The following is a 16,447-nucleotide window of genomic DNA, read 5'->3' on the forward strand; positions in this document are numbered from 1 at the left end:
AAGAGGAGTGACACTAAGTGATAAGCCAATATTGTACTTGACTTATGTAGACAACATTCCAGAATATATAATTTCTAGAAACTCCATGAAAAAGTCCAAGATACAGATAAAGAGTAAGAAACACTGATTGTGACTGAAGTACCAACATTACCTAATTGGTTGTCTTCAATAGCACTTTTTTGTACCTCTGCTGGAGTAGTGTATGTGGTATAACCATCTAAAATACTTTTCCCCATGGCTTTGTCTCCTTTATGTTTATTTATCAAGAATTACTTTCTTGATATGAGTTAAAGTATACTTCTATTTTTTTTAGATTTCAACCCAATAAAATTTACAAGTTATCAACTTTTTAGAAAATAGGTACGCGTTTTACTTATTTTAATTTCAAAAAAATTTACACTGCGACAATTTTTAAAAGGAATTTATGACAATAGGAACTCACGAAAATATTATTAATGCATTTTTTAGAATTGCTGCTAAAAAAGATGCTCGATTGATTACAATGGCTGAAATTGCTGCTGAAGCTCATATCAGTAGACAAGCTATTTACCAGAAGCACTTTAGAACAATAGATGAGATAATTGATGAAATACATCAGATTATACATCAGAATACGTATTCTATATTAAATAATTTTGATCCTTCTCACTCTACTCTAAATGAATACATTGCATATGAATTATTACCTAAATTATATCAATATAGAGACTGGTTAAAAATTCTTCACTCATCAAATATTGATTATGATTGGCAACATTTTGTTTCAAAACAATATCTACCAATTATCTATCCTCACCTTAACAAAATATCAAATTAATTAAAATTATCTAAAGATTTTCTAGCTCTTTTTACAGTAAAATATTATGTAGCAATCATCAGCTCCTGGTTATTACAAGATTTACCAATGCCCCCTGAACTTTTTGGGAAATATTTTTTGCAGTTAGTCGATATTCCTTTCGCTGATTACTTTGATTTTTAACTACTCCTTTATTAATAACAAATAAACCTATTTGCTTTACTAACCAAAAATATAATTTATAAAGTTTCTCATTCTCAACTACATGGTAATATTTAACGTTTTACAAATCAAAGGGGAGGCAATAAAAAACATCTACTCGAACGACCTTTCTCCTATAGCTATATGCAATTCAAAAGCCTTGGAAACAACTTATTCCAAGGTTTTATCTGTATTCTGTTGCATCAATTTACTTATTCTGATTTCCGTTGCTACTATAGTCAATCGAAACAAGAGTGGGACAAAAATTATCCCCTTCTTCAAAGACATTCTCATCCATATTTTAAATCAAGAAATCTGGAATGATTTTGAATTTGATTACGATTATTCACTTGTTAATCAATCTATCATGATTGAGCAGTTTTTAATCACAAAAGTTATCCATAATATCATCTACAACTCTGTTTTACATAACGAAAAGGGTTGCACAATAAGAATCAACTTATTCAAAAAAGATACAAATGTAATTGTCGAAATCAAAGATAATGGACAGGGAGCTTCACCAGAAAAAATTGCTGAACTTAATGAATTATCTTTTAAAAACATTGATATTTCTAAAATTAGAACGACTGGAATTGGGCTAAAAATTTCAAAACAAATTGTTGATTTGCATCAGGGCTCTATTTCGTTTGCTAGTGTCCAAACTGAATTCTTTGAAAGTATCATTTCACTTCCGATTTTCAACATTACCAATTAGATAAAAAAATGGAGAAGAACCATTAGAGTTTTCTCCATTTTATTCATCTTATCTTCCACTTATACCCTGCCCAGCCTGCCAAGACAAGCAAAGCAAGGTTAAAGATGATAAAGAAAGTCGTGAAACCAAATAATCCATTCTGTGCCAAATCTTCCGTGTAAAGTTCAGTATCTGTAAAGAACAGATAAATTCCATAGCCCTCCACGAAAATAAGAAAACTGACAAAACCAATAAGGAAAAGTCCACTGGCAATAAGGAAGATTCTCCATAAAAGTATGAGAATTCCTCCTACTGCTAAAAAAATTACTGGGATAAGGAGTAAATCTTTCATGACTTTCTCCTTTCTAGTCAATCAGTTGACGATAATGGGTGGCAAGAGAGGAATCAAACTCTTCTAATTTTTGAACTAAGTCCAAATACTCCTCTTTTTCATGTTCTTCAAAGTCCACACCTCGATGATTCTGAAGAGAGATTTCCAATTGACTAGTGAGTTCTCGTTTAGAAAAGCTGTAATCCCCTGTCACTTCCTCATAATGTTCCTTTAACTCCTTGTAGGCTTGGTATTCTTCAGGTGTTTGAAATCCCTGTACCAAGGCCTCTTCTAATTGATAATAGGTATCTTCCATCATAATCGTTACCTCGTTTCTTTCTATCTTTATTCTACCGCGTTTTTCTTTTCTTGTCCGCTATTTATATATATTTTTTAATCCAATTCAAAAGAAAGTTGTTCTTGCTTTTCTTTTCCTTTTTCGTGGAATTGTCTTAAGGCCTGATCAATAATATCTAAATCCGTTTCTTTTTCAATCAATGGCGCGAGTACATCGTATTCGGCCTTTTTAGTTTGATAATCCTCTTCCTTTGGAAAATTTTTCTCAATTTCTACTTTAGCAGTAGTCCATTTATCCTTTAATTCATCCAATAAGTTCTGAGTTTTCACTTGGTCCTCTTTAATATGATCAATCGTATGCTGAAGCCTTTGAATTGTCCCTAAAGGAGAATACAAATCTAAACTGACAGAATATTGATTTTCTCCTACAATCTTAACAGAGAAGGTTTCAGGAAGAGGTTGATTTGTTGGAAGACTAAGCATTTTAATGTCAAATCCTCGATAGCTTGCTAGGGTTCGAAATTCTTTGCTGTCAGCTTGATTATGACGGATAAAACGGTGTAGGGATTCCCCTGCTTCAGCTCGTTGATCAAATGCTTGCTTGCCTACTGTCATAGAAAATGCCTGGTCTTTCGATATTTCAGACTGTTGAATGTCGCCTTCATACTTGCTTAATCGTTTCTCAAGAATAGGTATATTTTCTTCACAGTAAGAGATTGTATGACGATAGTGATCCTTGCTGCGTTGAAAGGCGCGTCTTTGGTTTTCTAATAGGGTTAGATCATTCTCCAATTCCATCTTATATTTGAGATAAGGATTACCTGTTGCTAGTGCCTTAAAATCAGAAGCCGTCATGGTCTGTTCATCAATATCTTCTGCAGCACGAATCGGCTCCTTAGAAGTCATAATCTGCTTAATATAACGGAGTTTGTTCTCCTGAGTTGCCCATAGATAATTATCAAACGAACCTTTGGTAATGTAGTGGTAAATATCCACTTCCTTGTTTTCATTTCCCTGTCGGATAATCCGTCCATTGCGTTGCTGAATGTCACTTGGTCTCCAAGGGACATCCAGATGGTGAACTGCTTTCATCTTGCTCTGAACATTTAAACCTGTTCCTCCTTTTTCAGTTGAAGCAAGGAGAATCCGCACTTCTCCTGCATTGACCTTTCGAGACAAGCTATTCTTCTTTTCATCACTATTGGCATCATGTACAAAGGCAATTTCCTTACTAGGGATTCCTCTATCAACTAATAAAGCCTTAATCTCAGAATAAACATCAAAGCCATTGTCCTTTTTCTTAGGTGTGCCAATATCTGAAAAAATCATCTGAGTAGCCTTATTTTCCATTCCCTCACGATAAATTCTTTCAACATTATCCACTACCTGAAGCAGTTTATGATTGTCTGCTAGACTATAGCTAGAGTCCAATAAACGCATATCAATAGCTAGTTTCCGTGCCTCACCTGTTATCTTTAACATGTTATCCTGGCTCGGGTCAACTGTTCCACATTTAACCATATCTGACCTCATAACCAATTCTTCTAAATAGAGTTTCTGGTTTTCAGTTAACTCACTCTCAATAGGAATAATATGAGCTTCTGGAACAGGTAAATCCAACATATCTTGTGTTTGAATGTCGGCTGTTTCTTTATAGATTTTCATCAACTCAGGGAGATTGACAAACTTTTTAAATCGTTTCTTAGGTTGGTACTTATCCCCTGTAGGAGCTAATTCCATAGAGTTTTGAATTTCTCCAAAAGCACCTACCCAAGAGTCAAAATAATCAACTTGATAGCGTTTTAAGATATCGGGTTGAATATAGTTCATCATAGTATATAACTCACTAATAGAATTGGAAACAGGTGTTCCTGTCGCAAAAACAATATTTTTAAAATCATGTTCTTCCTGAATCTGTCGAACCTTCATTTCCATATCCACGTTCTTCTTAGAAGTTGTATTGGTAATCCCTGCTACATTCCCAAGTCCAGTAATTGGACGTATATTTTTAAAGTGATGTGCTTCATCCACAAAGAGAAAATCAATTCCTAAGTTCTCAAAATCAATAAAACTATCACGATTGAAGCGTTGCAGTTCTTCCAATTGTTTCTCTAGACCACTTATTGATTGCTCTGCTTCTTTAACGGTATACTTATTTTCAGAATGTGTTTTAATCTCTCGTAGTTCATTGAGTTTGTCCTCTATATAATTCATCTGTCTTTCCTTACTGACAGGGATTTTTTCAAATTGAGAATCACCAATGACAATGGCATCGTAATCTCCTGTAATAATACGAGAAACAAATTGTTTTCTTCTCGCCTTCACAAAATCTTTCTTAGTAGTCACAAAGACTTTTTTAGTAGGGAAAAATTTCATGATTTCTTGGCCAAACTGAGCAGACAAACTAGAGGGCACCACATACAAGGGCTTATGAACCATTCCCAACTCCTTTAATTTAAACCCAGCACCAAGCATGGTCAAGGTCTTTCCTGAACCTACCTCATGAGCTAATAAAGCTCTTTTTTCTTCTACGACTCTTTGAATGGCATTCTCTTGGTGAGGACGAAGACTGATGTTTTGTGCCAAGCCATCAATGACTAAATGGCTACCGTCATACTCTCGACTAACCGTTCGATTATAAAGACGATTATAGCTTTCCTCAATGACTTGTTGGACTTCTGGATACCGTGAGACAAAGTCTTGAAAGAGCTCTTGTAAATGCTGCTCTTTTGCTCTTAGAACAGAGGTTTTTTCCAAATCTGTGATGGTCTTTTTCTTTTCTCCTTCCGTAACAGTCATAGTAATCGTCGGTTGGTTTGAATTTAGTAAATTCTCAAAAATCTTTCTTCCTGTATCATAACGTGACCCACTGACTCCAAGACTGCTATCTTTGGCACTTGGATAGCGATAAACAAATGATGTCCTTAAATGAACCTGGCCATCGACAGGATTCACTTCAATGACTTGTTCAACATCTGGCGAAGACAATTCAAATTCACGATTGGTAAAGCATTCAAAGGCAAATTTACCATAAACGGATTGAGGAATCCAACGTGACCCTATTTTAAACTCAATATCTGCCAGATGAATCCTTGGCGGACGAACAGATTCTAATAAATCTAAAGCATGGTTCCAATCATATTCTTGATTGTTTTCCTCTACTAATAGTTGAACTACTTCTATCTTGTTGAGAATATCTCCTGATAAAAACTGGTTCTTAGAAAGATATTTTCTTTCCCCTCTTAAATAGCTTTCTGGATCTATTAAAATCTGGTCACCTAACTCATCTAAAATAGCAGCTTGGCTATGTTCAGGATAAATGGATACCATATAGTCTAAATCAACCCCTCTACCATCCGATAAACTGGAGTTTAAGGCATCTAGAGCTGTTGAAACTCTTGCAATCACCCTCTCCGGCCTAACCAATGCTTTCTCAAAAGCTAAAGATTTTTTATATTTTACTTTCTGACTTTTAGAATCAATGTATTCATCTTCTAAACTTGCTAGTAAAGAATACTTATCGTCACTATCAAATAAGTTCCGATTGACTGAGGCATTCAAGTATCCAAATTGACTTACAAAACGGTCATAGTCGCGATTGAGTTTACTAAGTAATACCTGAAAATCTGTTCGACTGTAATCTGGATGACGTTGAATTTCAATTAAGGATTGATAGGTCTCTCTCAAATCAACCATACCCTTAATACGACTAATATCCTTATCCGATAAGGGACTTTCATAAAAGACAGTTTTTTTGAACAGTCCCTTATATTTCCCTCTTTTACTTGCTTCTTCTGACTTGTAAACATCTAGTGCTTCCTCATCTGTCAAATGAAGTTGCACGAATCGGTCTATTTTATGTTCAGACAAAGAACTGTCCCAGGCTTTAAAATCTCCCTTCTCGTCTACATAATAACTAATTTCGTCTACTTTTGAACTTTTCCGAATACCATGCGTATCTCGGTAATAAATTTGATTTCCCTCATATCCAAAAGAATAGAGCGCTAAGTCCTCACGTATACGACTTGGGATAGAATTATCCACTTCTTCTTGGATAAAAACAGGTGCTTTCAAAGAATTGTCAATTTGTTTAGGTGCTTCCACATTCTCTAATGCTTTCATTATGTCAGTAGCTAATGTTTCTGATCCCCCCTTAACATTGAGGGTTCCTCCATTAAAATTACGTACCTCATATTCACCCAAAACTTGCGTATTGTATTTCCCATCAAAATAAGGATTGATCCAGACACGCTTATCCTCCTCAAAGGGAATAGAGCCACTAAAGACAAGTTCCTCCTCATTAAGATTCTTTGCTTGATCCTTTTGAAAGAAGAGGAGATCTGTAGTCACTCGAGTACCTGCAATCTTTTTAAAAGCCGTATCCGGCAACCGAACTCCCCCTAAAAAATGAGTGTTGGTTTTAATCTCTTGTAAGACATTATCTGTCCGCTTATCCATTGTCCCGATAGATGAGATAATCGACACTTGGCCTCCATCTCTTACTAAATCAAGTGAGTGTTTGACAAAGTAGTCATGAATCATATAAGGTTTATCATAGTTTTTATCGGCAATGCGAAAATTTCCAAATGGTACATTCGTTAAGACTAAATCAAAACTATTATTTTGATAGGGAACTTCTTCAAATCCTCGCACTTCAATATGGGTATTGGGGTGTAGTTGTTTTGCGATTGCGCCTGTCACACTGTCTAATTCAACTCCATAGAGTTCTGATCTCTCTCGTATACTTCTAGGCATCGCCGCAAAGAAGTTCCCAGTCCCTATAGAAGGATCTAATATCCTTCCTCCCTCAAAACCATCATCCAGTAACTTTTGCCAAATCTGGCGAATAATCAGTGGGTCTGTATAATAGGCTGTGAGAGAACTTTGTTTCATGGTCGAGTATTCTGATTTACTTACTAAGCTCTTAAGAGCTAAACGTTCTGTTTCATACTTTGGATTGAGTTCATCGAAAAATTCATTGGCAAGACCGCCCCAGCCGACATACTTGGCTAGTAGCTCTTGTTCTTCTGAACTTGCTTGTCGTCCCTCTTTTTCTAATCTTTTAACAAGTTCAATAGCTGCGATATTCGTTTCAATCTTTTCTCGATTTGTCTTAGGATAAAAGTCCTCTAAATCATCTGGAAAAACAAAATCTTGAACAGGGACATCCGTCTCTTCTATGCCTACAATAAGCGTTTCTGTTTCCTTATCCTTTTCATTTTCTTCTTCCAGATAGGAAAACAAATCTATTTCCTGATTTTCACTTGATGAATCAATCTCAATCTCTGAATCTTCTTTTTCAAGTTCTACGAGAGACAATACTTGTTCAATCTCTTCTAAACTGTTCAAGTATAAGATAGGATTTTCTTCAAATAACTGGTTGGAATCATTGAATAGCTCTAGGCGAACTAAGTCATTTAAGTGTGCATTTTCAATCGAAACCAACTGAAATACTTGTCCTTTATAACTTACTTGTGAACCAATCGGATATTCCCTCAAAGCTTCTTCTACAATTTTATCGACATTAGAAAAAGCGTTAGTTTCTTCTATTTCCTGTTCAATATCACTTGAAGGTGGTAAAGATTCCTCTACTTGCTTAGACTTTTCTCTTATAGCCTTTACCTCATCAAAATGACTAATAATCTTCAGTTTTTGTGTCAGTGGTAGTTGTGTGTAGTTTTCTTCATGATGGACAAAATCCGTAACAGTATCTAAAGTAGCCATCAATTCTGAACCCAAATAGGCTAGAACATCTCCCTCTTTTTCTTCAAAATGAATCTCAAGAACCTCTTTTTCTAGTTCTTTGGAATCAACCATTAGAAGAAATTCCTCTATATCTCTACTAATACGGTCAGATAGATTATTCGCAACCCGATAGACATTGACTAAATTGACATCCTGATTCTGATGACATACAAGCTCACTTAATGGTGTTAGCTTCTCTTTTTCAGATTGGATATAAAATCGAGTGGAAAGGTTATAGGTTGCGACTTCTAGCACCAAGTTTTTCTCAAAATTACTTAATTGAGATAATTTACTTAGACCTCCTTGTCCAAAATTTCTTGTGTAACTTTCTAAATCTTGGTCATTATTTTCAGAACTAGCCTCTAGGAAAGAAATAATATCTTGATGAAACGAATAGACATGAGGTATCTCTTCTATCTTGCCCTCTTCAGTCAAAAAACTCTCTACCAAATCCTGCCATTTCTCATCAAAATGTTGCGCCTGATAGCGAAGAAATAGGTCCATTTTCTCCCTATCTTTTGGAATTGTTCCACGAAACATAGCCAATAATTGTATTACTTCCATACTCGCTCCTTTCATCTATACGAAAATAGGAGAATCACATGATTCCCCTACAACTCTATCTCCATTTCAACCTCTTGAGGACTGGTTTCTAAATCACTAGACAAAAGAGAAACAGCATCTGTTCTCATGTAGTAAGTATATAAGTCTTCTAGGTCTTGTTGGTTTTCAATCCCTGTTTCAATACTAATCAGAGCCTGTATAAATTCCTTGTAGTGACTCTCCATCATATCTGAAATCTTTTGTTTCATTTCCATAAATACTGAAGATGGTTCAGTTATACTTGTTTGGTCTATGTCTTGTAAATCCTTTTCTAAGAGATTGCTTCCTTCTTCTACTTCCACTAAATCTGAACGACCATCACCATCAGAATCTGCGCTAAGAGGATTGGTTCCTAGCGCTAATTCTTGAGCATCAGTTAGTCCATCTTGATCCGAATCACGTTGATAAATGGCTTCCATATACTTCCTTCTTTCCTAGTTAATCTTTTTTCACTCCAATCCTACCAAATATTCCTTGAAAGAAGTATCACAACAAAAAAGAGAACGAGCCAAAACTACGTTCTCAAATAATATTGTGATTATAAACAAGTGCTTCAGATATTCGGAATTTATGCGGTATATAATCAAAAACTTTCTTATAGCTGAATCTTGCTATATCATCTATGTGATAAATCGGTAACTCGAATGACTTGGTCCACTTGTTCCCAAATGAGAGGATTGTGGGTTGCAATAATAATGGTTCGATTCGGATTTTTTAAAGATTCTAGGATAGAGAGTAATTCCTCAGAGTTTTTGGGGTCTAAAGAAGCGGTTGGTTCATCTGCGAGGATCAAAGGCGGATCCTTTAAAATTATCTTCGCTAGTGCAACACGTTGTGCTTCTCCTCCTGATAATTCAAAGATAGGTTGCTTTAAATCTAAATAAGAGAGGTTAACACGGTTTAGAGCTTGTTTCATCAAAGAGATTTTCTCTTTTTCTTTCAACTTTTTACCAACTAAACCCAGATTGAGATTCTCTTTGACGGTTTGACTTTCAATTAAGCCAAAATCTTGAAATAGATATCCCAAATAATCTCTAAAGAAAACAGAAGGCTTGATATCCTTAAGAGAAGTACCATCATAGATGATTTGTCCTTTGTCATATGGCTCTAATCGTCCAATCATATTCAAGAGTGTTGTCTTACCACAGCCACTTGTCCCAATTAAGGCATAAATTTTCCCACCTTCAAAATGAAGATTCGTATCTGAAAATAGCTGACGGCTTCCAAATTTTTTAGATATATTCTTTAGTTCAATCATCCTATTTTCCTTTCATAATTGTCATAGAAACACAAGATTCTTTATGAGCTTGACGGTAAAGCGTCAAAACTGCACTAGCTAGAAAGACTAATAAAGTGAGCAAGCCAATCACCAAATCTCGACTGCTTAAAATAAAGAGACTAGCACCAAATACAAAACTGGCAAATTGGCTAACCATATACTGAGCATGTGTTTCAAAAAATCGTAAACCTGAAATTCGTTTAATCAAGATATCTCGACGGAATTGCTCGAAATATAGAAGATTGACAGAATAAAAGAGTAACAAGGAACTAGCTATCCCCACAATGGCTCCTAAGATTAAAGTTGCTGTTTCAGTTTGCACTTCATTATAACGAGTTAGATAAACACTTCTTCCTTCTTTAAGATAAGATACTTGCTCATAAATTCCAGCTTTCTTCAAGAGAGATAGACCACTCTCATATCCTTTGATAAAGAGTTGCTTTCCAGCATTGATAGACCAACTAGATTTGGAAATGATACTATCACCTGTAGATGTTGGAGTAAATACAACTAAAATCGGATCGGTTAAGTACTGAATAGATACTGGACTTTCACCGTTATTATAAACAAATCGTTTTTCTCCTGTTGGAATATAGCTAACAATCGCTCTCATTTCATACTCTAAAGGAGCGTCTTTATCCTCGCTTGATTTTCCGTAATAGTTCAAACTTTCTTCAAAAACTTTCTTAAGTTCTGCTTCCTGTGAGCGAAGAGATTCTGGTAATAAAAGTCCAAATTCCCCTTTTTGAAGATGAGCTAGTTTCTGTCTAGTCTCATCATTTACAGCCACATTTTCCTTATCCAAATAACTTGGACTGACATAGAGAACATTAGCATCTGGACTATAGGTATCCAGTGTCTCTCCGTTTTTATTTTTTCCTTGAGGATTTGCAAAATGAATGAGATTATCTTTTACAAATAGAGCCTGTTCTTTTTCAACTGCTTCTTTGGAAAATTCATACCACTTATTCTGATTTTCTGTATCTTTTCCTCTATCACCTAAGCCAAAAGAAATTTGATAATAGTCTGCTCTGTCCTTCCACGCTTGTTTTGAAATTTCAAGTTCTTTCAATCGTTGGTAAGACGTCAAGCCTGTCTTAACAGCGTATCCCACTGTAAAAACAGCAACCAACTGACACAATAGGGTTAAAGCCATCAAGCGTTTGAGGGGTAATCTTCCCTTAATAACGGGAACTAATGCTTTGTAACTCAAACTCATTAGATAAAGAAGCATTAGTAAAATTGAAATACCCAATAAAAACAACAGATAGAAACTAATCCCAAAACCATAGGTGGCTAACAAGATAGGATAAAACAAACCTTGACTAAAAAGAACGACTCCCCCACCTAGGAAGGAAAGGAGGGCTGATAGAAGGAGCCACTTAATATCAGTAGATAAAGAATGCCCCATAATGGATAAGAGAGTCTGACCAGAAAAGAGTTTTATACCTGCTGCTCTCATTTCCTTAATCCGAGTGATAATCACTAAAGCAAAGAAAGATAAGCCAAATATTGCTAAACTAATTAAAATAAGTGGATTTAGTAACATTCTAAAAGCAAGAGAATAGGGAGGTGTCTTCCGGTCAGCAACTGCTTTATAACCCAAATCTCCTAATTTATCGGCTAGCTTTTCTTTCGTCAAGGAGCCTGATAAAAGGAGATAACTATTTAGTGGATCACTGCGTTCACGACTTTCTTGGCTAGCTTCTTGGAATTCTTTTGGTAATGTTCCCTGACCATAAGTTGCATAAGTAAAGTGAGTCGTCCCATCCTTACTCGGCTCTACAATTCTTCTAGCTATTAAACTCTGTTCAGAGTTTACAAACTTCTCCAATTCCTGTTCAAATACCTCACGCGTCGGTTCCTGAGTATCTTTTTTGACACGAAGTAAAGAAACTGAATCATAGCTTGCATATAAATATTGTGGCGCACGTAAGACAATAATCCAAGCAATGAAGAAGCTGAGAAAAAAAGTTGACAAGCAAATAAATAGTTTCTTCATAGTAGACTCCTTATAAAAAAATAATTCCCCTTGTACGAGCTACAAGGGGAACGATTTAAATCAATGAACGATTAGTCATAATCATAGTAAAATGCTACTTGTTCTCCCCATTTGGTCCAAATCCATGCGTAGGAGGTGTTTCCAGCAGGAGCTTCTCCTCTATCAGAATGACCATCCCATCTGCTCACGATGGATGAATAATGGTATTTGTCACCATGGTAGTAATTTGAAAAAGCCCAACCACCTCCTGAACCTTCTCCATATGTCCATACTCCTCCATCTGGATATTGTACAGCGGCTGATGCAGCTCCCAATAATGTAAAGCTTGAAATAAGAGCTAGAGCAAGTAATCTATGTTTTTTCGTTTTCATTTTATTTTTCCTTTCAAAAAAAGCACACCCTGAGCAACAATGCAACAAAATAAATCCTCCTCTCTCTTTTTTTGAAACCGATTTCTTTATATAACAATAATAACATTTTAACTATTACATGTCAATTAATTTTAAGTAAATCAGAAAATTTTTTTCAAATAAACTATTGTAACAATAAAAAAATAGATGACTTACAGAACCTGTAAGCCACCCAGTCAGTCGGTTTATTCTGGTGTCTGCCACCGCTTGGCCCTTACGTCCAAGATTGCTATCGGATTTCGTTCTGGTGTCCGCCACCGCTTGGCCCTTATGTCCAAGTTTACTATCAGATTGACCATGAGCCGACCACTCATCTACACCATTATTCTAACGAATATGAGCTACAAACGCAAGAGAAAAACTTATTTTGGATTTATACACTATAGAAAACATACACTATCTTCAGATTGAACTTTTGTTCAAAATAAGCTATAATGAATTTAAGTAGAAACAGGAGGTAGAACAAATGGCTACAATCAGTTTAACACGTGATATAAAACTAACAAACGAAGATGCTCTAAAAATTCTTAATCATAAACCATCTAAAAAGCTACAAGCAGTCTTGAAATCTATTGAATCACAGGACGCTACCGCTCCAACGAAAAATAAACTCATTTCAAAGTATCTGTAAGATGACAATTCAAGTAACACCACTTAAGCAATATCTTGAAAATATTCAAGTGCTAGCTCCTGATAAAACTGAGAAACAAGTTCAGGAGCTATTTAAAACTATCATTTTAGAAAATGTTGATTTCAACGGTAATGAAGAGATGTTGACTTATCTATCTGATAAAGCTCCCAATTTTGAAAAACAACATCGTTCTCGTAATTTTATCGTTGAAGAAACTGAAACAAATAACATCATAGGATTCTTTAGTTTATCTCTCAAAGTTGTTGATATTTCTGATTTAGAGAAATCCTTAAAAAAGAAACTCGTCCTAAAAGGGAAAAGTCCCAAAAATATTGATTATCTCCCTGTGTTACTTATTGGTCAATTCGGCAAAAACACAAAGCTAAATAAACTATCAGGACAAGAGTTATTTGAAATTGTAATTCAAAAAATTGAAGAATTTCGAGCAATTGTAGGAACTCAGATGATATTTTTAGATAGTATCAATCATCCTAAAGTCATTCAATTTTATGAACAGTTCGGATTTGTTGCTTACAGTCAATTGATTAAAGATAATCATCAAGTAAGTTATCAGCCTATGGCATTAAATATGTCGCTCTATAAAAAATAAGAATCATGTCACCTAAACTGATGACATGATTCTTTTATTTCACCGTATAAGCAAAACTGATGGCACTATCTGCTTGCGAGATTTTTCTAAAGGTATAGTTAGGGTTGCCACCATAGTTAGTTTCAGACACAAGGAAAGAACCATCATCATATACTTTCTCGACAAAAGCCACATGACCATAGTCTGCTGGTGTCCCATGTGTACCTCCTACAAAAGAAACAATAGCACCTGCTTTTGGTGTGGAACCCGTTTCTCCACCAAGACTTGAAGCTGTCGCAACCCAGTCCTGACCATTTCCCATGGTATTAATGATTGAAATCTTTTCTCCATTTCTACCTTTTAGCTTTAATCCTAACTGGTTCATACGAGCCGCAACACCCCATGTACATTGTCCATAGGCATAAGCCATACCATCTCCACCACCAGGAACAGAATGATCATACAAGTCCCCACGAACCCCTTCAAGGGATTGTGGATCACTTTTTGCCTGTCCTCCGTTTGTTTGGCTAAAGCCTTTTTCAATTTGGTAATACCATTCCGTTGCTCTGGTTTGTCTTTCCAGTAGTTTGTCACCAGAATTTCCCTCCCAATAGGTAAGGAAGAGTTGGGCGAGATTGGCTGCACTGCCCGTATTTTTAAAGAAATCCTTTAACCAACTTTGATAGTAAGGACTATCCCCATGAAGCATAAAATCAAGTTGGAGGTCTAAATCATACCATTTCTTATTTTGGGTGCGTGCATAATTCAACAAGGCTGTATGACGTGTTGATCCATCTGCGGTATCTGTCCATTGCCCTAACCCCAAACCTCTATGAAGAATATTAGGATAAGCACCACTATAAATGGTTGGACCTCCAATCGCTAACCATGCTTCATCATCCCATGAGGAATCGGTAGCGCCAACAGGAGGAGATAAATAATCTCCTTCAGCTCGTTTAGGATTAATAGAAGACTCTACCGACCAATTTCCTAAAATTGCCGCAATGGCTTGGGGACTTGCCCCTTGAGATTTCAAAAACTCATAAATATGTTTTGCTCGTTCAAACTCATCCCCACCAAACTGACCAATGGCAGGTAAGATAGTTGTCTGAAGTTGAATGACTTTTGGAAAATAAAATTGCGGATTGACATACACCAATTTTTCTTTCTTGTTCTTATACTTTTGATAGGAAACTTTCAAACCTGTATCGTCTGGTGTTTCACCAATAATATCACCCGTTAGGACTCTTGTCCCCTCAATCGCACGACCATTATGAATAGAATACAAGGTCAATCGACTCTCATTCTCTCCTTTTCCGTTAGTGAGAATAACATCATCTCCGTCTAGAGATACAACACCATCCATTGGTGCGACAATTGTTTGGTGAACCTTCGCTTCTAGTAGAATGTACTCCTGAAGAGTAGGTTTTCCGTCTAAATCATAGTATCCATAACGATAAGTCATGGTTAGACTATCTTCGTTGCTTTTCCCCTCAAATGGATTGTCCAATTCCTGCATGGAAGCATAGACACCTTCTTCTTTTAGTTCCTTAATTTCCTCTTGATCGTCTTTCGATAGTTTATACTTAGGACTTTCATAGAGGTCTTGCATGGATTTCAAATCTTCCCCATCGTTTAAATCATGCCACAAAGTAGACAGATAATCCTTGTAAGTTTCTGAACTAAATAAGTGAACTGGTTTGTGTAACTCATAGTCATGGAATTTAAAGTTCATATACCCCATCACATCATCAACTTTTGTGTAATAAGTAATTCCTTTGTCATTTGTGCGAGTATGTTCTGCATCTTCCCAAGTTAGGTGGGTATAAGCTTTTGTTAATTCAAATTCATCTTGTTGAATCAAACTAGCAGATGAAAATCCTAAAAAGAAGCTCATTATAAGTAAAAGAAGAAAGACTATTCCTCCAACTATCCAGGTTACAGGATTTCCAGCCGCAAATGTAAAGAAGGAAAAGGCTGCTTTTAGTTTTTGATAGATATTTCGGACACTTGTAAGACCTTGTTTCTTTAATTTTCGAAACCGATTTTTAAAGGAACTTGGCTTATCTTTCGCTAGTTTCCATCCTTTTCCATCCTTAAAATGATGGTATCGCTCTTTTGTGTTGGTCAGTCTTTTCTTGGTAAAACGACCTGTTGCTTGTCCTGTTTTGACACTAGCTTTTCCAAGGTTATAAGAAAGGCGACTGTAGCGTTTCCCTTTTCTAATTGTCTCTTGAAGTGTGCGATAGCCTTCTAAATCTTCATTTTCTGAAGCTAACTCTCCACCTTCACGTCCAAGGACATAAAGAAAAGTTTTGGCTTTCCTACTGACTTTTTTGGACTTATAGGCTTGTTTAGTAGATTTTAGATTCTCTTTTGCGGCCTTGACTTCTTTCTTAGCTTTTAATTCTTCTAAACTCTTCCCTTGAAAGAAAAAATTAGATTTTTGTTTCGATTCCTGACCGTAGAGAAATTTTTGATTGATTTTTCTTTCTTTACGACTCTCTTTTCTTTCTTCTTTTGCTTCTACCTTGGCTTCTCTAAATTGCTTCTTGGCTATTTTCAATCGTTTCCTAGCATGAGGCAATCGTCTGTCTCTTAATTCTTTACGATTCAAAAGAGATGGAGGACTATTTTGAAGAATATGATTGTAGTCTTCATTTGCTTGTTTTACTCTCTCCTTTGAAGCTTCTCTCATCTCCTCTAGCTTTTCTTTTATCTCTTTTTTCCATGCTTTATTATCCAGTACAGCGGAATCTTTTTTCTGTTTCTTCACCTCCTTCTTTCCTTTTTTCAAGAATTTTTTCTCATCTTTTAGGCTTCTTCTAAATGCCTTTCGGGCACGTATAATTTCTCTTTTATCCTTCAT

14 protein-coding genes are annotated in these 16,447 nt (G+C 35.8%); 5 read left to right on the plus strand and 9 right to left on the minus strand.

The window, feature by feature from the left end; genetic code table 11:
- Positions 1–74: 74 nt before the first annotated feature.
- Positions 75–236 (minus strand): LxmA leader domain family RiPP, encoded by a 162-nt coding sequence (locus QM956_RS03045; RefSeq protein ID WP_261029159.1) that lies wholly within the window; start codon positions 234–236, stop codon positions 75–77.
- A gap of 188 nt (positions 237–424) precedes the next feature.
- On the opposite strand from QM956_RS03045, the gene QM956_RS03050 reads away from it, so the two are divergent.
- Positions 425–817, plus strand: coding sequence for a TetR/AcrR family transcriptional regulator (locus tag QM956_RS03050; protein ID WP_414302208.1), 393 nt, complete (start codon positions 425–427; stop codon positions 815–817).
- Between the two features lie 340 nt (positions 818–1,157).
- Positions 1,158–1,712 (plus strand): sensor histidine kinase, encoded by a 555-nt coding sequence (locus QM956_RS03055; RefSeq protein ID WP_414302209.1) that lies wholly within the window; start codon positions 1,158–1,160, stop codon positions 1,710–1,712.
- A 43-nt stretch (positions 1,713–1,755) separates the two neighbouring features.
- Here QM956_RS03055 and QM956_RS03060 read toward each other — a convergent pair whose 3' ends face one another.
- The 7 genes from QM956_RS03060 to QM956_RS03090 form a co-directional block, all read right to left on the minus strand.
- Entirely contained in the window at positions 1,756–2,043 is a 288-nt protein-coding gene (locus QM956_RS03060; protein WP_414302210.1) for a DUF5966 family protein, read from the minus strand.
- A 13-nt stretch (positions 2,044–2,056) separates the two neighbouring features.
- The gene (locus QM956_RS03065; RefSeq protein WP_000969643.1) at positions 2,057–2,341 is read right to left on the minus strand and encodes a DUF5962 family protein; all 285 of its coding nucleotides are present in this window, start codon (positions 2,339–2,341) and stop codon (positions 2,057–2,059) included.
- A 74-nt stretch (positions 2,342–2,415) separates the two neighbouring features.
- Positions 2,416–8,628 carry a DEAD/DEAH box helicase family protein gene (locus QM956_RS03070; protein WP_414302211.1) on the minus strand — a complete coding sequence of 2,071 codons (6,213 nt, stop codon included), beginning with the start codon at positions 8,626–8,628 and terminating at the stop codon, positions 2,416–2,418.
- 47 nt (positions 8,629–8,675) lie between these two features.
- Positions 8,676–9,086, minus strand: a complete 411-nt coding sequence (locus QM956_RS03075; RefSeq protein WP_414302212.1) for a cell envelope biogenesis protein OmpA — start codon at positions 9,084–9,086, stop codon at positions 8,676–8,678.
- A 197-nt stretch (positions 9,087–9,283) separates the two neighbouring features.
- Positions 9,284–9,925 (minus strand): ABC transporter ATP-binding protein, encoded by a 642-nt coding sequence (locus tag QM956_RS03080; RefSeq protein WP_000571283.1) that lies wholly within the window; start codon positions 9,923–9,925, stop codon positions 9,284–9,286.
- A gap of 1 nt (position 9,926) precedes the next feature.
- The gene (locus QM956_RS03085) at positions 9,927–11,948 is read right to left on the minus strand and encodes a bacteriocin-associated integral membrane family protein (RefSeq protein WP_414302213.1); all 2,022 of its coding nucleotides are present in this window, start codon (positions 11,946–11,948) and stop codon (positions 9,927–9,929) included.
- Positions 11,949–12,019: 71 nt separating this feature from the next.
- The gene (locus tag QM956_RS03090; RefSeq protein ID WP_042901264.1) at positions 12,020–12,319 is read right to left on the minus strand and encodes a lactococcin 972 family bacteriocin; all 300 of its coding nucleotides are present in this window, start codon (positions 12,317–12,319) and stop codon (positions 12,020–12,022) included.
- 186 nt (positions 12,320–12,505) lie between these two features.
- Here QM956_RS03090 and QM956_RS03095 point away from each other — a divergent pair, with 186 nt between their 5' ends.
- The 3 genes from QM956_RS03095 to QM956_RS03105 are packed head-to-tail and all read left to right on the plus strand — an operon-like array spanning position 12,506 to position 13,599.
- Positions 12,506–12,769: a hypothetical protein gene (locus QM956_RS03095; protein ID WP_414302214.1), complete on the plus strand. Its 264-nt coding sequence runs from the start codon at positions 12,506–12,508 to the stop codon at positions 12,767–12,769.
- A gap of 55 nt (positions 12,770–12,824) precedes the next feature.
- A complete protein-coding gene (locus tag QM956_RS03100; RefSeq protein WP_000201399.1) occupies positions 12,825–12,989 on the plus strand; it encodes a hypothetical protein in 165 nt (54 codons plus the stop codon).
- A 1-nt stretch (position 12,990) separates the two neighbouring features.
- Complete coding sequence (locus QM956_RS03105) at positions 12,991–13,599, plus strand: hypothetical protein (protein WP_414302215.1); 609 nt, start codon at positions 12,991–12,993, stop codon at positions 13,597–13,599.
- A gap of 34 nt (positions 13,600–13,633) precedes the next feature.
- Here QM956_RS03105 and QM956_RS03110 read toward each other — a convergent pair whose 3' ends face one another.
- Positions 13,634–16,447 carry a phage tail tip lysozyme gene (locus tag QM956_RS03110; RefSeq protein WP_414302216.1) on the minus strand — a complete coding sequence of 938 codons (2,814 nt, stop codon included), beginning with the start codon at positions 16,445–16,447 and terminating at the stop codon, positions 13,634–13,636.

Source organism: Streptococcus mitis (assembly GCF_047460035.1).
In the GTDB taxonomy this organism is placed as follows: Bacteria; Bacillota; Bacilli; order Lactobacillales; family Streptococcaceae; genus Streptococcus; species Streptococcus mitis_DW.